Origin of the sequence: Mesorhizobium sp. M0830, assembly GCF_040319965.1 — a bacterium.
In the GTDB taxonomy this organism is placed as follows: Bacteria; Pseudomonadota; Alphaproteobacteria; order Rhizobiales; family Rhizobiaceae; genus Mesorhizobium.
The window spans coordinates 56,282-74,289 of record NZ_JAMYOR010000031.1; the positions used below are offsets into that span (position 1 = coordinate 56,282).

Below are 18,008 nucleotides of genomic sequence, written 5' to 3' on the forward strand. Positions count from 1 at the left end.
GCTAAAATCCGATCGTCTCGTCTTCGGCGCCGAGATAGGCTTCGATGACCTTTTCGTTCTCTTGGATTTCTTTCGGCGTTCCCTCGGCGATTTTGACGCCGAAGTTCAGGACGACGATACGGTCGGAAATGTTCATCACCGCGGGCATGTCGTGCTCGACGAGTAGCACGGTCACGCCGCGTTTGCGTACGCCGCGCACCATTTTCACCGCACGCACGGTTTCGTCGTGGTTCATGCCGGCAAAGGGTTCGTCGAGCAGGAGCACGGTCGGATTGGTGGCGAGGCCGATGGCAATCCCCAGCGCGCGCAGATGCCCGTGCGGCAGCGTGCTCGCGATCTCATGCCGTTGCGCGCCGAGATCGAGGAAATCGATGATCTCGTCGGCGGATCGTCCGAATTCGGCCTCGTCGCGCCGCGCTGTAGTCGTGCCAAGATAGAAGCCGGCAAGGGTGGCATTGGAACGCAGGTGATGTGCGATGATGACGTTGTCGCGCACGGTCATGCCCTTGAAGATCGTCGTCTCCTGGAATGTGCGGACGACGCCGTTCCGGGCGACGATATGCGGCGCCAGGCCGGAAATCCGCTGTCCGCGAAACAGCACCTCGCCCGAGCTCGGACTGAGGAAAGAGGAAATCAGCTTGAACAGCGTCGATTTGCCGGCGCCGTTGGGACCGATCACGGAGAGGATTTCGCGTTCGCGGACGGCGAAGGAAACGTTGTTGACCGCGACCAGCCCGCCGAAGCGTTTGGTCACTGCCTTGATCTGGAGAAGCTCGGTCATGGTCCTAGCCCTGCTTCTTGCCGAACAGCCGCAGGCTGAGCAGGCCGTTGGGAAGGAACAGCATCAGCGCGATCAGCACCGACGAGAAGATCAGCAACTGGAACTCGCCGGTCTCGAACAGGAAATCCCAGCCGAAATAGAGCACGAAGGTGCCGATCATCGGCCCGAAGACGTAGCTCAGCCCGCCGAGGAAGCAGTTCAGCATGAAGTTCACCGAGTCGGTGACGGTGAAGCTGGACGGATAAATCGACTGCGAAATGGCGACAAACATTGCGCCGCCGAGACCGCCGAGGAACGAGGAGATGGCGTAGGCGATGACGCGCAGATAGGCGATGTTGACGCCGATCGAGGAGGCCAGTTCCTCGTTCTGCTGCAGCGACTGGCAGAGCTTGCCGATGCGCGAATGGACAAGGCGGTAAAGCCCGGCAAAGCACAGCACCATCAGCACCACCGAAACGAGATAGAACGCCGGGCGTGGATTGGCGAGCGATGCGAAATCGGGAAGGATGGTCAGGCCGAAGATCGAAATGCCGCCGGGGAGCGGAATGCTCACCATGCCCTTGGCGCCGTTGGTGATCGGCAGCGCCAGCGCCAGCAGCCGCGCCACTTCGGTCAACACCAGCGTGACCATCGCGAAATAAACGCCGCGGAGCCTCAGGATGGGCAGTCCGATCAGCACGCTTGCAGCGGCGCAGAACAGCCCGGCCAGCGGCAGTGTCAGCCAAAACGACACACCGTGCTGGACGACCAGGATGGCCGAAACATAGCCGCCCATAAGCGCGAAGGCACCCTGGCCGATATTGATACGGCCGATGTAGAAGGTCACCCATACGCCGGCGCTGGCGATGCTCAGCAATGCGACCGAGGTCAGCGTGTAGTAGAGGTCGAGCCGACCGGTCGCCTCGATCAGCCAGGGCACGCCGATGAGTACGACCAGCAGGAAGACAGCGACGGCGAAGATGTTGCGTGTACGCTTCATGTCGATCATCCCCACGGTTTGCCCATGAGCCCGTTGGGGCGGATGCTGAGAAAGACCATCAGCGCGGCGAAGATGACGAGATAGGTGACGTCGCCATAGTGGCGTAGCACCGTCAGGCCGACCGATTCCATCATGCCGAGGATGAAGCCGCCGGCGATCGCTCCGCTGACGACGCCGGCTCCACCGATCATCACCATCAAGAACGCCTTGATCGAGATCGGCCCGCCAATGCCCGAATTGACGCCGGTGATGGCGACCAGCAGCCCGCCGACTATGCCGGCAAGCATGGCGCCAAGCGCAAAGCCGATCATCGAATAGCGGTCGACGTCGACGCCCATAAGCTGCGCCGCGATCCGGTCCTGCGCCAGCGCCCGCATGGCGCGTCCCGGCTTGCTATACTGCATGAAAAGCACGAAGGAGGCGATGAACAGTATGGCGAGTGCGCCGACCAGCAGCCGGTCGTAAGGCATTATGAGGCCGTCGGAGACGAAGACGCCGCTGACGATCTTCGGCACGCCGCGCTGCTTTTCACCGAACAGCAGGAGGATCACGGCGTCGAGGAAGAATGCGACTGCCGCCGCGAGAAGCATCGTACTTTCCTCCCGCACGCTTCGCCTAATCACCGTTCTGAAAAGGAATTTCTCGACCAGCGCTCCAATGACCAGCAGCGTGATCCCGGACGCGACGAGGGCGACGACGAAAGGCATGCCGAGCTGGCCATAGACGGTGTAGGTGACGAAGCCACCGAGAACGTACATCTGCCCATGGGCAAAGTTCAGCACGTTCATCAGAGCGAAGATCAGGGTCAGACCGAGCGCGATCAAGGCGTATTGCGCGCCAAGATAAAGCCCGTTGGCGATGACTTGTTCCATCAGGATGGTTCCCGGCCATTCAGAGGCTCAAGGCGAATGCACGAGCCTCTGCGGCAATCCGCTTCAGTGCAGTTGCGTCAATCGACTTGAGCGACGAAGAGCGTCTCGAACTTGCCGTCGCGGTATTCCGTGACCACCATCGGGACCGAAAGCTGGCGCTTCTGGCCAAACGACGTCATTCCGACATAGGTCAGCTTGGCATCGCCCTTCAGATAGGGATTGGGTGCCGAGAAAGTGTCGATCGTCTTCTTGAACTCTTCGACATTGTTGATCGCGGCCGGGTTCGCCTTCAGCGTCTCGATGATGTATTCGAGCGCGTAGACCTTGGTGTTGGACTCGTCATTGTATTCGCCGAACATTTTCGTATAGCGGTCGACGAACTCCTTCATCATGTCGGACGCGATTTCGGGCGTCGATGCGCCGCCGACTGAGATGAAGCCGTTGGCCAACTCGCCCGCGCCCTCTTCCAGCACCTTGGCATCCTGCGCCGTTTCGGTGGAGATCAGACCTTCGTAGCCGAGCTCGCGCGCGGCGCGGATCAGCAGCGGCGCATTGCCGGGCGCGACACCCGAAAGCACCAGCAGGTCCGGTTTTTGCAAAACGATCGGCGTCAGTACCGGGGTGAAATCGCGGGTATCGTTTTGGTAGACGTCCGTGGCAGCCACAACCTCAAGCCCGAGCGCCTTTGCCGCGGCAACACCGCCATCCCGCTGGCTCAGCGGATCGGATTCGTTGGCGGCGACAAAGGCAACTTTTTTCACGCCCCTGTTTTCCTTGAGATATTTGTAGATCGCCGGAGCTGACTGGTAGTTGGCGATCATGCCGAGCACGGCATTGGACGCCGGCGGGGTATAGAGTTCCTTCGGGAATGCGTAGGGAAAATAGATGATGCCCTTGGATTCAGCCACGGGGCGCACCGCCGCCGCGCCGTCGTCGACATTCGGACCGACGACATAGTGGATGCCCTCCTGGGCCATCTTCTCCATGCCGGCGATCGCCCGCTTCGGGTCCTTCTGATCGTCGAAGGTAACAATTTTGATGTCATAGGTCTCGTCACCAATCTTCACACCGCCGGTTTCGTTGATCCAGGCGGCGCGGGTCTGCATCGAGCGGACGTTGGATGTGCCCCACGCAGCGGCCGCGCCACTCGTGACGCCGACAAAGCCGATCTTGAGTTCCTTGTTGGCGGCGTGCACCGTGATTGTGCCGCCGGCCATGATTGCCAGCGCAGAGACGGCGCCGAGCGCGGCGAATGTGATTATTGAACGTCTATTGATCATTGTTCTTTCCCCTTTGGAGGCCGCGCATTGTTGCGACAGAACTCGACCGATACGCGACTTTTGTGAGTGAAGGCTCGAATCTATTATTTGTCAACAAAAGTTTTACAGATTGTTGACAATCTGTAAGGTCGTAGATGAAGGACGCAGTCCGCATCCGATGCGCTGCTGCAATCGATCGACCTGGCGGTTCGCAGTAACCTGCTGATTTTGCTAGCCAACTTAGCCACAATCGGTGACTCGAACTATCACAAATCCTGGCCGCTGCCTGCTCTTTCCGATAGGGACACCAGTGCTGTGACGGTCGAACATTAGAACCGCTTAATAACATCTCCACTAGCACTACGCAGGCGATTTGGTCCGCAGTGAGGGGCGGATGGGGTTAGGTTGCCCACTAGCATCTACCCCACAGTTCACAAGGGCTTCCACTGGCACTGTGGCGGGGATTGGCTCTCGTGGAAATTCCCCACCCACTAGCACTGCGGCGGGCGACAAAGGCCTCCACTGCCACTGTGAAGACGAACCCATACCACCAGGATGGTGAAGGTGATTTCCTCGCCGGCCGACAACGGCCTCTAAGATTACGCAGACCTACCGACCGGCGGCTGTTCTCCCAGCGTTGCGGCTGCCCTTTCTCCTTCCAAGCGATGGAGGTGGCGCACTGGCCGGTCGGCGCCGAAACAACGAACGAAAGCCCGAATCGTTCCGAAAGACCGCTGCAATTCCCCAACACAATCGGTTTGCGAGATCTGGTCGAGGGCGAAGGCGGTTAGCACTCCGACGCGGCATGCGAGGCAGTTGTGTCAGCAGTTCCACTCCGGTCGACAGATAGCCGGAATGCACTGCGGCCGATGGATTTGCAAGACTGTTCGGCCTGGACGTCGGGGTCGAAGGGCCGACTGGATCAGGCGGTTTTGCGGGTCCGCTCGACATTCGGCACCGGCCAAATGCGGTCGCTCTGTATTAAACTTGGCCCCAAGCCGGTGTCGAGACTCGCCGCCGATCGAGTAATTCTTTGATCATGTTTGGTCGAAAAGAGGCGAGTGGGATGGTTGTGCACAAACCAACTGATCAATTGCAATCCTGATCTTCTTGGGAGCAAATCTTGGCATGGCGGCGGAAGAGCTGGACGCGCTTGTTTTCGGGATGGCGGTCGACGGCGTTCGTGCGCTTCCCGTTGGCTTCACCGAAAAAGTCGCAGAAATCGCCAGCAGAAGCCACGGCGTCCTGCTTTTCGATTTGCGCATCGATGGCGACTTGGAAATGCAACGGATCGCCGCCATCGAATATCCGAGCAATCAGACAGGCATCCTGGCGCTGGACAAGCAGGGCTCGGTGATCAGCCATTGCATGGTCAATGGGACTTTCTCCACCTTTATCGCTCCGTTGGCGGACTGGAACACTCTGCCGTTGCCCATGCAGGCCAGGACGAGTATCACCGGCCCGGCAAGCCTCTTCATCGGCGCTTTACGCAACGCCGGATATATCCCGCGCGGCAGGCCCTGACCCGAAGTTTAGTTCGACGAGCATGACGGGCCAGGGTTCATCCTCAAGATCGGGGCCCACCGTGGACGGTCGATCGCCGTGACACTCAACGACAACCTCGACTATTTCGGCCAGACCGTGAATGTCGCCGCGCGCGTCCGTCCTTGGCAGAAGTCGGACAATGGATGCCGCAAGTGCTACGACGGTGGAAAAGTCACGGCACTGCTACCCCTCTTGGCGTAAGAGATCCGGCGAGCGGAGCCAAATAGCGGCTGTACTCGCCGGGGCGCCTATTCTAGCTACCGCACGACCATTCGCTGCTGGTCACGCTTCTGTGCATAGCTGCCCTTGTCATAGGCGGCCTGTGCCTGGAGCTGTTCCTTGGTGAATGTCGTGTACAGATACTTCTTGCCATTCTTGTCGGTCATGAATTTCAAATTGTCCATGCCGACCGCCACTTCCTTCGAACCTATGCCAAGGAAGCCGCCGACATCGACGATCACCGCGTCGGGCTTCTTGTCCGGCGTCAGCACGACATCGCCGATCTGGCCGACCTTGGCATCATTGGCACCGTAGACCGTCGTGCCCTTCAGATCGTCACCTCGGATTTCCCCAATCGGCATCTGCTTGAGCGTGGACTTGTCGATTGCCCCGGTCGTTGTCTGGTCAGGTGCCGTAGTGGCCGCAGGGGCCGCGGCCGTCTTGTTGGCGGGAGCGGCGGCAGGGGCCGTGGTCACGGCTGGGGCGGTTGCAGCCGGCTGATTGGATGCCGTTGTGGCCGGTGCAGGGTCGTAGGCCTTGCGATTGAAATCCGGCTGCGCCTGCAACTCCTCCTTGGTGGTCTGCGCCACCAGCCAGCGGTTGCCGTTCTTCTCCGCCCACTGTGCCTTGTCGAAATCATAGGTGACGTTCTTGGTGCCCAGACCAAGGAAACCACCCACGCCGATGACCAGGGACTGCGCCTTGCCTTCCTTGGACAGAACGATGTCCTCGACCTTGCCGATATTCTGCGCGTCATCGCCCGTACCGTTGTAGACGGTCTCGCCGAGAATGTTGGTGGCAAGGTTGCCATCGGCCCGCTTCACCGGCTCTGCCGGGGCGGTGTTCGTGGCGGGGGCCTGCGCGGTGGTGGTCGGCGCGGAAGCCGACGGAGCTTGCGTGGTCGTCAATGGTGCGGGCGGCGGGGCATAGGCGTTGCTGTCGAAGTCCGGCCGTGCCTTCAGTTCGTCCTTGGTCGTTTGGGCGACCAGCCAGCGGTCGCCGTTCTTCTCGGCCCACTGCAGCTTGTCGAAATCGAAGGCGACATTCTTCGTCCCTACACCCAGGAAGCCGCCGACGCCGATGACGACGGATTTCGCCTGGCCGTTCTTGTCGAAGACGACGTCGCTGACCTTGCCGATATTCTCGGCATTGTCACCGGTGCCGTTGTAGACGGTTTCGCCGATGATGTTGGTGACGATGCTGCCCTCGGCGCGGGGTACCGGAGCGGTGACCGCGGGCTCCTGCGCGGATGGTGGGGCGGCAGGCGTCGGGGTGCTCGTGCTCTGCGCATACGCGCCTGTCGCGATCAATGTCGCGAGGGCGGTGGTGGCTAAAAGGGTGCGAATCATGATAGTCTCTCCTGTGCCTGATTTCGTATAGGCCGCGCGGCCCTGCGGGACATCGGGCGCGGCACTTCACGATTCACAACGTTGGGACAGCGCCGTTGTTCCGGCGAAACTCAATGGTATATTAGCCATCTCTCCTTCGCTCCTGCTATGCATTCCGCTCCTCGGAAAACGCTGTTTGACTTCCGCCGTAAGGCGTTGACGTCTTGAAGCGGATCAGCTCGCCATTTCCATTGCCGGCGTAGGCGGCGCATCGATCACACCGCGAACAAGTCTGGATCTGCGAAGGTTCCCTCGCCCAACTCGCGAATCTCGAAATTTTCAGTGTTATCGCGATCGGCTAATTCGGTTTGGCCATAAGACACGCCTGGAAATGGCTGCCGCCTGAAAACGTCGTCAGTCGGTTGAGCCCGAAATGATCACGCGACGCACCCATTCCAAGATTTGTTCCTGTTCGACAGTCGGACGCGAGTTGAAATCTTCGGGAAGATGCCACGCCAGACGTCTGCGTTCAGCCGGACCGATATCGTCGAGCCATATGTCCGGTCGCTGATCGTGCCCGATGCGGGAGCTTTCCTTTGAAGTACCCCTCTGGGAGGCTATACCGACGTTCAATCCGACCGAGAAGCTCGAAGCCGCGAAGTCGCGTCCCGATGTCCCGCCCTCATTTCCCAGACCGCAAGCCCGGCGGCGTTGCGCTGCCGGTCGGTTTCGTCGCTACGGCACTCATGGCGTCGGGCCAGAACGCCGGAATAGGGCGTTGCGCCCTTCGCGTCGGCGATCATCATGGCGTCCGGCCGCTGCGGCATGTTCAAGCGTGAGACGGGCATTCTTGTCATTCGGACCTTCCGGTGAGTGCTGCAGCTTGGTAACTCCAGTCTCCTCGGTCCGGTCCGAATGGACAACCCTCTGAAAGCTCACGCCTAGGTCTCTCGACCCGCTCGGTCGATGACCTGGTCAAGGCCATGGGCATGAGCGGCATCTCCAAGGCAGGGCAGCCGGCTGTGCGAAGAGATCGACGGCAGGTCAAAGCGTTCCTCGAAAGACCCATCGACGGCGACTGGTATATCTGTGGATCGACGCCACCTACCTGAAGGTGCGCTGCGGCGGCCGCATCGTCTCGGTCACCGTCATTATCGCTGTCGGCGTCAATGCGGACGGCCGACGCGAGGTGCTGGGCATGGAGATCGGCACGTCTGAGGCCGAGCCGACCTGGACGGAGTTCCTGCGCAAGCCGACGGGCCTGCGCGGCGTCAAGCTCGTCGTCTCCGACGCCCATGGCTCTCCCGGTTGACCAGCTCAACGCCCAAAACCTGGCGCCGGCCCTCCCAATCCACGCCGATCGCCACCAGCACTGCCTGGCTGGCGATCAGGCCCGCCTCGCGAGCCCGTGTCCAAAATGAAAATCAGGATGCCATCAATGGCTTGCGGATAGTTCACGGACGAAGTTCTCTTTCGTTCGAGATGGCCTGGTTCAATCTCCAGCATTCTCCTGCTGCCATACTGGCCGGAGCGAGTGCCGGCCGCGAGCGAGTGACCTTTGAGCCGTGGCTCAGAGCGTCTTGCTCATCATCAGGATTGGAACCGGAGCGCCGCCACGGTCATCGACGAATTTCTCGGCGGGTTGGTAGCCGCAGGCTCGATAGAGCGGCTCTCCTGCCATCGTGGCTGCCAGATCGGCACGGCGGAAGCCCTCAGCCTTAGCGGCACGTTCACAAAGTGAAAGGATAAGACGGCCGACGCCTCGCCGGACAAAGTCCGGATGCGTATACATGGCTCTGATACGTGCCGCGTCCGTGGCTGGATCAAGCAGTGCCGCGTTGCGTACCGGTAACTGATCGCCACCATACATGGTCGTGCGCCGGCTCCAGCCACCGCACCCTGCCAGGACGCCGTCGTGCTTCACGACGAAATAGGTCCCATCATCGATAAGCTGCGTGTCCAGCCCCATGATTGCGCGGCTGGATCGGATCTGGTCATCGTCGAGAAACGGTTTCTGGAGTTCGGAGATCGCTGCGTCCATGAGCGCAATCATGGAGGCGAGGTCCTCGCGTCGTGCTATCCGGTGCCGAAAGTCTTCACTAGCCATGTTCAAGCCCCCCGTGAGGCGAAACAAACGCTCGATATGGCGAATTTCGTTCCGTCAGAAGACCAAATGTTCGCTGCTGCGACAGGCTTGGGACGCCTGTCGACAGCAGGCCGAAGCTATAACTAATGACAGTCATGCTGGCAGGCCCGCCATGCGATAACCTTCCTCGATGTGCCGTCGCACGTCTTCGGCCGGGAATGGCTGCGATTCCGACCAGTGCCGGATAGTGAAGTGCGGATTGCTCATCATGAACATTTTCGCCTCCCAGCGCGCTTCCTCCAAACGGCCAAGTTGCGCAAGGCTTGCTGCAAGCAGGCGCCGTGAAGTCGTGCGATAGGTTTCGGGCCTGCGCAGCGTTTGGATCGCGGATTCGTAGTCGCCCATGGCATATTGGGCCTGACCCAACATCCAATAATACCAACCGGGCGGGTGAGGGTTGAGTCGCAGTGCCCTGCGGACCTGGTCTATGGCTTCGGCAGGTCGGCCCTTTTGCGTCGTCAATTCGGCCCGCATAGCCCAAGCATCGGCGTGGTTGGGATCCAGCTCGTGGGCAGCATTGAATTCGGCATCCGATTCCGCCCAGCGACTCTCATGTCCCAATACGACGCCCAATACCCATCTGTTCCCGGCGTCGTTCGGATCGAGTTCGACCGCCAGCTGCGCTTCGGCGAGCGCTCTTGCGCGGTTGGGGTCCATCGGTTCATCCCAGAACTCCCAGCCCAGCCAGAGGTTGAGTGCCAGCCAACGGTGCGCCTCCGCGTATTCCGGGTCGAGCGCGATTGCGCGGTCCAGCAGCAAAATGGCCTCTTTCGCGGTAAGCGCCGTTTGCAGACCAAGGGCCCGGGCACGCACACAGATATCATAAGCCTCCAGGTTGCTCGGTCTGCTGCGCGCCGGCGCTGTGGTCAGGCGGCCAACCAGAGCCTCGACAATCTTGCCGGTCACCTCATCCTGAACAGCGAAGATATCTTCTAGGCTGCGGTCGAATCTTTCGGCCCAAAGGTGGTCACCCGCGATCGCGTCGATCAGTTGGGCGTTGATACGCACCCGTCCAGCGGCCCGCCGTGCACTACCTTCAAGAAGATGGCGAACGCCCAATTCGCGCGCGATGCGACGCACATCAACGTGCCTGCCTTTGTATGCAAATGCCGAGTTGCTGGCGATGACGAACAACTCGCTTGTCCTCGACAGATCCGTGATCAAGTCTTCGGTGAGGCCATCGACAAATGCCTCCTGCTCCGGATCATTGCTCATGTTCGTAAAGGGGAGGACGGCAATGGACGGCTTGGCGGGGAGCTGCAGAGGCGCTTTCTCTGCGAGCCCGCCATCGTCCGACGCGGTCGACAACGAGATCCGGTAGACTGACACCGGTTCGGTGACGTTCTTGATCGCTTGCGGACCAAGTTCGTCGAAGCCGCAATCGAGCTTCCGCTTGACTTGGTCGTAGACGCTGCCGGACACAAAGACATCTCCTGCCCCGGCCATTGCCTGGAGCCGCACTGCGACAATGACGCCGTCGCCGAACAGATCGCCGTCCTCGACGACGACATCGCCCAGATTGATGCCGATATGCAGGTTGATTCTCCGGTCGGCGGTCACACCCTCGTTTGCGGCCGCCATCCGCTTCTGAAGGTCCACGGCGCATGACACGGCGTTCACGGCGCTTCCGAACTCGACCAGAACGCCATCACCCATCACTTTTACAATACGGCCTTTACGGTCGCGCACGAGCGGTTCGAGAATTTCCTTCCTCCTCCTCCTTAACACGGCCAACGTTCCTTGCTCGTCCACGTCCAGAAGTCGACTGTAGCCCACCACGTCGGCAGCCAATATGGCGGCAAGGCGGCGTTGGGGGCGTTCTTCGGCCATTTCGCGTTGCTTTCATTGAAAGCAGAAAAGCGAATTTTATGCCGACCATTTCAAAAGTCTATCAGGTTGACTTCGAGGCTCGATCGCCAAGCAGCTACATACGGTCATCGCAGCTGTCGATTGTCCCCACTTGGGCTACGACTTGCCCTTGGGCTCGTCTTGGAGAAGGTCAGCAAGGAGTCAGTGCCGAGTGCCATGAATGTCGGGTAGGTGTTGACCCGGCCATATCCGCGTCTGGTAGACGGAAAGCGCTAGTAAAGTGACCGAGATGGAGCGTTACTGCGGTTAGCAACCGCTGAATAATGGGGAAGGACAGCAGTGCGCTGCAAGGGGTCAGGCCTCCGTTCATTTGCTATGCGTTAAAATGTGCATATATTGTGCAATGAGAGGTCGGAGAATTGTCATGGCCCATGCACAGCTAGCACATTCCACAATGATCTCGGGCTTTGTCGACAGCCTGCAGGAACCGCGCACCCCATATATCTCGCCGAGGCGCCTGTCGCAGGCGCTGGGCGTCAAGGTAGCCAACCTGGCGCAGTTGACCGGCGTCCACCGTAACACGCTCCGCAATCCATCATCGGAGCGACTGCAGGGTCGGCTGCGTGAGATGGTGAAGGTGATTTCAGCCGCGACGGAGCTCACCGGCGACGTCAACAAGGCGATCTACTGGTATCGCAATGAACCGATCGCCGACTATGGCCATCGCACGGCGGCCGAGCTCGTCGCCGGCGGCCAGGTCGAAGCAGTCCTGGCCTTCATTCGGGATCTCGAGAATGGGGCGCGCGGGTGAAAGTCACCCGAGTCGGGCCGGACGAGATATTCCATCGCTATCTGACACCCAAATGGGCTTTCCTGCCCACAAGCGGGGCAGGAGCAGCGATCGACGGCGGGCGATTCAATGTGGCCCGGCGTCGAAGCACTTAACCTGTCCCGCGCGCCTCAGACGGCGTTGGAGGAATACAAGCAGGGCGCCAGCATCACCCCGCCCGCCACCCTTGCCGCCTACAAGATCACGCTTTCCGAGGTCGCCGACCTATCGCACCGGTTCGACCCAAATGTCTGGGACAGCGCCTGGAGGAAATGGGATTATGCCTGGCGCCAGATCGCCCGACGGATGAACCCAGCGAAAGTATACGTCGCCGGCAGATGCGCTGATCTGCACCGATCCGATCCTGGCGACAACGGCAGCGCTACCTTGACCCTTGCCGTCATCGGCCATCAACGAACATTTATCTGTCGTTCTCTCGTGGTATCGACAATGTCGGCACGCCAACCAAGGCGAGGTAGCTCGGGTTGCCCGTCCTTCAATTCCTGCGCCTCTCAGCCGAGGAGTAAACGGTGCGCATCTTCTCCGTCATAGCCCACCCGCGTGCCAACAGCTTTTGCCACGCAATTTCTGCACGCGTTCGCAACGCGCTGATCGGCGACGGCCACGCAATCGAACATCACGATCTCTATATGGAAGGCTTCGATCCGTGCCTAACCGCGGAAGAGGCCTACACGGTCGGCGACACGCTGGAAGAAGCGCTTTCACGCGCCGAAGATCGCGTTTTGCTCCAGCACCGGACGCAAGTCGCGAATGCGGATGGTTTACTGATCGTCCACCCGAACTGGTGGGGGAAGCCACCTGCAATTCTGGCGGGATGGCTCGATCGCGTTCTGGTTCCTGGTGTTGCCTATCGCCTGAAAACCGCGGATGGGTTGCCCGAAGGCCTCCTCTCGATCAAGAAAGCCATTATTTTCAATACTTCCGATACCGATGCGACGAGAGAGGTGAATGACCTCGGTGATCCGCTCGGACTGATCTGGGGACGATGCGTCCTCCCATATTGCGGGGTTCTGGAACATGAACGACATGTGTTCAGGCCAGTTGTCGGCAGTTCCGAGGAGCAACGGGAGAACTGGCTCGAGGAGGCCACTGCCAAATGCCGGACCACGTTCGGGGCAAGTTGAATGTAATTAAATCCGATCCGTCCGCAATTCGGTCATAACCGTGCTCGCCGGAATTTCGGCTCCCGTCCGCCTCGGGCCTATCCAAGCACGCGGCGCAGATCCTGATGCCGGCGACGTATCCTTTCGCTGGACTGGTCCGTCTTAGCTGTTGATGGGCGGTCATCCCAAAGTCGCCCTCCCAAACGTATTGGAACAGGACACACCATGAAATGCTGGTGGAGGCTTGGCGCAGCGAGCCGCAAAGTTTCGGGGGTCAGTATCGTGAAACGCGCCGATCGTTCGTCCTTGGGACCGAAACAAAGATATCAAGAGAAGCGATGACCGCCATCATTACCGTCTTTGAGCGGTCGCCCGATGGCGGCAAGGGACTGGCGCGTGATACGCGCGTTCGCTGGGCGCTGGACGAAGTGGGCCAACCTTACGAGGTTCGCCTCCATTCGTTCAAGGCGATGAAGGAACCGGCGCATCTGGCGCTTCAACCTTTCGGGCAAATTCCGGCCTACGAAGAAGGCGATCTCCGGTTGTTCGGGACCGGGTCGATCGTGTTCCATATCGCGGAAACGCCATCCGGGCCTGTTGCCGGACGATGTAAATGCCCGGGCGCGCGCCATCACCTGGATATTCGCCGCGCTCAACACGGTGGAGCCGCCGATCCTTAGACTTGTAACCGCCAAGTTCCTTGAAGGCGACAAGCCTTGGGCGGCGCAACGCCTGCCTCTCATCCAGGATCGCATCCGCAATCGGCTTGGCAATTGTCCCGACGTCTTGACAAGGCCAACGGCTCGACGGTGCGTTCAGCGCAGGCGACCCCGTGAAATGCCTAATGTTTCCGGACATCACGCCAGTCTGCCTTTTATGCGATTTTGGACGGACACACGGCGAACAGACCTTAACAGCTACGGTATACTTCCTCGTACCCGATGCTGATCCACGAGGGTCTTCCTCAATCCCAAGTGATAAGGGCGGCTTTCGGGCCTCGCCCTTTTTCCGGCTACGACTTCACGGCGGCCGGGTCGAAGCCGTCCAGCTCCTCGCCGATCTCGACAAGGGCCTTTCTGACTGTGTCCTCAACTTCCTGTCGTTTCTTCGGCGGCATCAGGCCCAGCCCCTTCAGCATCGCCTCGCGCCAGTGCTGCCCCCTGCCCCACGCTTCCGAGAACACTGTTGCAAGGTCGTCCTTGCGCCGGGTCGCCTCCAGTGCCTCGACAAGGAGGCTGGCCTGATAGACGTCTTTTTCGCGCTTGGCGACGCCATTTGCATCTGATTGCCTGCGAGAGGCGACGATGAGCTTGTGAACTGCATACCGTTCCGGCGACGGCACGGTTACAGGCACCCCTGACCGATGCAGCATCACGGTCCGGATGGGCTCGTGGATCAGGAAATCGAGGAAACGCAAGGGCTGCGCCGAAGCTCCCCCCAGTGCTGGCATCGGACTGGCATGGTCGGTGAAGTCATCGGATCCCCGGTTCGGCGTAAGGAACTCGACCTTGTATCGCGTTGCATTCTCGAATTGCGTCGTGTGTCCGGGATCCGATCTGTGGGGGATTTCCCTGAAGGTTGGGTCAATCTCTCTCAAGATTTCCAGGATCGGCGGCAGGCTGTCTTCGACTGACGACGAGATCGAGTAGTGCTGCGCGAAATCGGCATCGCCGGTTTGCAATGAAGCGCCTGGCAACCTTACACCGAGATGTCCTGCATACGTCTGGAAGGCAACCGTACCAACGAGCACGCCTCTTAGGCGGAAGATTCCTGCTGCTCCCATGGCTTCAACGACATCGCCAGTGAACCGGTCCGGAGCAGTCAGCATTGCTTCGCGAGTTAGCGTGGAGACGAGTTTCCGTCGGCCGCGGAGGTCTTCCTTAATCTCTTGGAAGGTTTCAACGCGTTTCGCGATCTCGGGGTCGTCGGACGGGCCGACATACTTCCGCGTTTTCTTGGGTTGGGTTTCCTCAAAATACCAATAGCCCCGCCCCTTCACCGGCACCCGGACAAAATTTCCCGCCGTGGAGAAGTCGGTTTCGAACGATGCATCAAGGCAGCGCTGAACAAGTTCCGCATACATCGTGCGATAAACGAGATCGACCGTCTTCATGCGTCGGCTCCGTTATAAGAAAAATGAGTTTCTCTTATAACGGCATGAGCTCAAGCGATGCAAGCGACGTTATAAGAAAATTGCCGAAATCTTATAACGCTGCCTTCCGCGTTGACGGTCGCCCAGCGAGCCCGCGGACGTGAAAACCACGGTCGCCGCGATCGCCGACGTTCGGGGGGTCCCCCGGTGGATGCCGTCATGACGATCGAACCTTCGCTCTCTACTGGGTATAGGAAGATTGTAATCTTCGTGCTACATATCCGCTCGATCTGTAGTGCGAAGGTGTCAAATGCCCACTCCACACAACCCTCCTGCTGCAGTGCGGCGCGCGCTGCGCAAACTTGGGGCGGACATCCATGATGCCCGTCGACGCCGACGGCTGCCGATGGCGGTCGTAGCAGAGCGCGCCTTCACGTCTCGCTCGACACTGCAAAGGGTCGAAGCTGGCGACACCAACGTCAGCGTCGGCATTTATGCCGGCGTCCTGCAGGCGCTCGGCCTGCTCGACGGCCTGAGCCAGGTCGCCGACATCAGCAACGACAGCGTCGGTCAGGCGCTCGCCAGTGCCGACCTGCCTAAGCATGTCCACCTCAGGCGGCCAACCGGATCGTCCCGCGATGACTGACTTCGAGGTCCATGTCGATTTGGACGGCCGCACACGCCCGGTCGGACTGGCGAGGAGCAATCGCGTCCGGGGCATCGAGACCATCCTCTTCGAGTATGACGGCGCATGGCTTGAGGACCCGGACCGCTTCTCCCTGGAGCCAGCCCTTGCTCTGAGCCGTGGCGCCTTCGCCCCTCCTGCCGGTCTTGCGACATTCGGCTCCATCGGTGACTCAGCGCCTGACACCTGGGGCCGGCGCCTCATGTAGCGCGCCGAACGCCGTCTCGCCGATCGGGAAGGCCGCGCGGTTCGCACGCTTGTAGAAAGCGACTACCTCCTTGGAGTGGCCGATGAGACCCGGCTTGGCGCACTCCGATTCCGCTGGGTCGGCGAAGAGATTTTCCAAGCGCCGATCCGTGCCGGCGTTCCTGCCCTAATCGAGCTTGGCCGATTGCTCCAGATCGCCGAACGGGTTCTCCGGGACGAAGAAACGGATGAAGACCTGCAGCTCATCTTTGCCCCAGGCTCCTCCCTTGGCGGTGCCCGCCCGAAGGCGTCGGTCATCGACCAACATGGTCACCTCTCCATCGCGAAATTCCCGAAGGAGACCGACGACTACAGCATGGAGACCTGGGAAGAGATCGCGCTGCGGCTGGCCGGACAGGCAGGTATCGCCACCCCTCAGCACGAGCTGATCGACGTCGCCGGCAAGGCGGTCATGCTGTCGCGACGCTTCGATCGTGACGGGGCGATCCGCACCCCGTTCCTGTCGGCGATGGCGATGACGGGCGCCAGGGACGGCGAGCGCGGCAGCTATCCGGAGATCGTCGATGCTCTCGCTCAACACGGCGCTCAGGGAAAGACGGACGCCCATGCCTTATATCGGCGTGTCGTCTTCAACGTGCTGATCTCCAATGTCGACGACCACCTCCGTAATCACGGTTTCCTGTGGCTTGGAAAGGCGGGTTGGTCTCTCTCGCCGGCATACGACCTCAATCCCGTTCCGACTGATCTCAAGGCCCGGGTACTGACGACGAACATCGATCTCGATGAGGGCACCTGTTCGCTCGATCTGCTGGAAGCCGCGTCGGAGTTTTTCGCGCTCACACTGCCGCAAGCCCGCGCAATAATCAAAGAAGTCGCGACCGTGACCGCAACCTGGCGCGATACCGCCAAGGAGGTCGGCGCCCGCCCAGCCGAGATCAACCGCATGGCCAGCGCCTTCGAACACGACGATCTCAAACGGGCGCTGGCGCTATAACGAGGACATTCCTGCACAGCTTCGAGCCAGCCAGCGCCAGTCCGATCACCGGCGCCACCGTCGAGGGTGCATGGAACAGACGAGATGAGTCCGCGGACGAAATCCCGATTTGAGAAAGCCGTGCAGCATCAATGGCATGATGGTGCATGATTTTGGATTTGCCGAGGAGCAAGTTCGGGCGATCCTACATGATCCCCCACGCCCGGTAGCGCCCCCGGCCCGTCACCTCCCGGATGCCGAGTTCGGCGACCAGGTCGAGCGGGCGCGCTGGCTGATTTTCAGCTCGGCCGCGATCAGTCCGGCCGAGGCCACCTCGGCGAAAGTGTCGAGGATAGTGTCGCTTTACAGTAATTATGAGAATCGCTTTTCAATCAATTCAGTTGGTCAGCTGTGCACTTAATTTGAGAACGTGGACTTGAGTTGATAATCATGCCGGCCGTCGGCATTTGATTTGACCAGCGTCTGCAGCGTAACGGGATAGAATTTCCAGAAGACAGTGTATAAAGGTCAAAGGATTAATGATCTTTCCGCTGATGCGATTGCAGTTAACTTGAGAATCTGGCGTCCAATATTCTCACGATTAAATGCCAATCCTGAACCAAACCGGCGCATTCTTTACAATTAAGTGCCAAGCGACACGAGTTTTCAGCAGCCCATTTCAGCAGCTGATTAATGTGTGAGTTGGGAAGCTGCTGATATCAATTCCGCGGGATTGGGCGCCCGGCATACATTTTGACCTCCCTCTTCGGCTTCTGTGAAGCTCCAGCGCACAACGCCTTCCCGATCGAGCAGGAACTCGCCGATAAGCGGCATGTGACCGGCGATCATAATCTGCTGGTCGGCCTCCGTAATTTCATACCCGTCCTTTTTTTCGAGAAAGTCGCCCGCCGCAGCCGGGTTCATCGGTTCGGGCAACTCCCCCGGCAGATCGATCCGCATTGTCGTGACCAGGTCCATTCCGACTTTGTGCGGCCATTCGGTTTCATTCTCCGTCAACTCGACGATGGGTAAACCGAAGGCGCGATGCGAAGTCCCCTCCGGATCGGATGCGCTAAGAGACTGTTTTGAAAATCGGCTTGCCGGGGGGTTTCGTCTGAGGCTGGGTTATGATTCAAGCTTTAGATGTGGACAAAGCAGAG

The 18,008-nt window shown here is 59.9% G+C and carries 12 protein-coding genes and 7 pseudogenes; 7 read left to right on the top strand and 12 right to left on the bottom strand.

Annotated elements, in window-relative coordinates; all coding sequences use genetic code 11:
- Position 1: 1 nt before the first annotated feature.
- The 4 genes from NKI20_RS19110 to NKI20_RS19125 all read right to left on the bottom strand — a co-directional run bounded on the left by NKI20_RS19110 (position 2) and on the right by NKI20_RS19125 (position 3,912).
- Entirely contained in the window at positions 2–781 is a 780-nt protein-coding gene (locus NKI20_RS19110) for an ABC transporter ATP-binding protein (RefSeq protein WP_352833047.1), read from the bottom strand.
- A gap of 4 nt (positions 782–785) precedes the next feature.
- Complete coding sequence (locus NKI20_RS19115) at positions 786–1,760, bottom strand: branched-chain amino acid ABC transporter permease (RefSeq protein WP_352833050.1); 975 nt, start codon at positions 1,758–1,760, stop codon at positions 786–788.
- Between the two features lie 5 nt (positions 1,761–1,765).
- Entirely contained in the window at positions 1,766–2,632 is an 867-nt protein-coding gene (locus NKI20_RS19120) for a branched-chain amino acid ABC transporter permease (protein ID WP_023759953.1), read from the bottom strand.
- Between the two features lie 77 nt (positions 2,633–2,709).
- Positions 2,710–3,912 carry an ABC transporter substrate-binding protein gene (locus NKI20_RS19125; protein WP_352486215.1) on the bottom strand — a complete coding sequence of 401 codons (1,203 nt, stop codon included), beginning with the start codon at positions 3,910–3,912 and terminating at the stop codon, positions 2,710–2,712.
- 1,107 nt (positions 3,913–5,019) lie between these two features.
- Between NKI20_RS19125 and NKI20_RS19130 the strand changes: the two genes are divergently transcribed.
- Positions 5,020–5,415 carry a hypothetical protein gene (locus NKI20_RS19130; RefSeq protein WP_023759950.1) on the top strand — a complete coding sequence of 132 codons (396 nt, stop codon included), beginning with the start codon at positions 5,020–5,022 and terminating at the stop codon, positions 5,413–5,415.
- Positions 5,416–5,693: 278 nt separating this feature from the next.
- Here NKI20_RS19130 and NKI20_RS19135 read toward each other — a convergent pair whose 3' ends face one another.
- Positions 5,694–7,004 carry a PRC-barrel domain-containing protein gene (locus NKI20_RS19135; protein WP_352604664.1) on the bottom strand — a complete coding sequence of 437 codons (1,311 nt, stop codon included), beginning with the start codon at positions 7,002–7,004 and terminating at the stop codon, positions 5,694–5,696.
- A gap of 196 nt (positions 7,005–7,200) precedes the next feature.
- Positions 7,201–7,656 (bottom strand): annotated as a pseudogene (locus NKI20_RS33750) (hypothetical protein); the annotation flags it as partial.
- A 271-nt stretch (positions 7,657–7,927) separates the two neighbouring features.
- Between NKI20_RS33750 and NKI20_RS19140 the strand changes: the two are divergent.
- Positions 7,928–8,280, top strand: a pseudogene (locus tag NKI20_RS19140) (transposase); the annotation flags it as partial.
- A 1-nt stretch (position 8,281) separates the two neighbouring features.
- On the opposite strand, the pseudogene NKI20_RS19145 reads toward NKI20_RS19140, so the two are convergent.
- From NKI20_RS19145 to NKI20_RS19155, 3 genes and pseudogenes are all read right to left on the bottom strand, one after another.
- Positions 8,282–8,380: pseudogene (locus NKI20_RS19145) on the bottom strand (transposase); the annotation flags it as partial.
- 173 nt (positions 8,381–8,553) lie between these two features.
- Positions 8,554–9,036: a GNAT family N-acetyltransferase gene (locus tag NKI20_RS19150; RefSeq protein ID WP_245266663.1), complete on the bottom strand. Its 483-nt coding sequence runs from the start codon at positions 9,034–9,036 to the stop codon at positions 8,554–8,556.
- Positions 9,037–9,222: 186 nt separating this feature from the next.
- Positions 9,223–10,959, bottom strand: coding sequence for an adenylate/guanylate cyclase domain-containing protein (locus NKI20_RS19155; RefSeq protein WP_352833055.1), 1,737 nt, complete (start codon positions 10,957–10,959; stop codon positions 9,223–9,225).
- A 403-nt stretch (positions 10,960–11,362) separates the two neighbouring features.
- Here NKI20_RS19155 and NKI20_RS19160 point away from each other — a divergent pair, with 403 nt between their 5' ends.
- From NKI20_RS19160 to NKI20_RS19170, 3 genes and pseudogenes are all read left to right on the top strand, one after another.
- Complete coding sequence (locus NKI20_RS19160; RefSeq protein WP_023759945.1) at positions 11,363–11,749, top strand: hypothetical protein; 387 nt, start codon at positions 11,363–11,365, stop codon at positions 11,747–11,749.
- 548 nt (positions 11,750–12,297) lie between these two features.
- Positions 12,298–12,912, top strand: a complete 615-nt coding sequence (locus tag NKI20_RS19165) for an NAD(P)H-dependent oxidoreductase (RefSeq protein WP_352486211.1) — start codon at positions 12,298–12,300, stop codon at positions 12,910–12,912.
- Positions 12,913–13,229: 317 nt separating this feature from the next.
- Positions 13,230–13,720, top strand: a pseudogene (locus tag NKI20_RS19170) (glutathione S-transferase family protein); the annotation flags it as partial.
- Positions 13,721–13,903: 183 nt separating this feature from the next.
- Here NKI20_RS19170 and NKI20_RS19175 read toward each other — a convergent pair.
- A complete protein-coding gene (locus NKI20_RS19175) occupies positions 13,904–15,004 on the bottom strand; it encodes a nucleotidyltransferase family protein (RefSeq protein WP_023759943.1) in 1,101 nt (366 codons plus the stop codon).
- A 289-nt stretch (positions 15,005–15,293) separates the two neighbouring features.
- Between NKI20_RS19175 and NKI20_RS19180 the strand changes: the two genes are divergently transcribed.
- The gene (locus NKI20_RS19180; protein ID WP_023759942.1) at positions 15,294–15,629 is read left to right on the top strand and encodes a helix-turn-helix domain-containing protein; all 336 of its coding nucleotides are present in this window, start codon (positions 15,294–15,296) and stop codon (positions 15,627–15,629) included.
- A pseudogene (locus NKI20_RS19185) lies at positions 15,622–16,869 on the top strand (type II toxin-antitoxin system HipA family toxin). Before NKI20_RS19180 ends, NKI20_RS19185 begins: the two are co-directional and overlap by 8 nt.
- Positions 16,870–17,053: 184 nt before the next feature.
- Here NKI20_RS19185 and NKI20_RS19190 read toward each other — a convergent pair.
- Positions 17,054–17,181: pseudogene (locus tag NKI20_RS19190) on the bottom strand (helix-turn-helix domain-containing protein); the annotation flags it as partial.
- A 357-nt stretch (positions 17,182–17,538) separates the two neighbouring features.
- Positions 17,539–17,925: pseudogene (locus NKI20_RS19195) on the bottom strand (AhpC/TSA family protein); the annotation flags it as partial.
- Between the last annotated feature and the right edge of the window lie 83 nt (positions 17,926–18,008).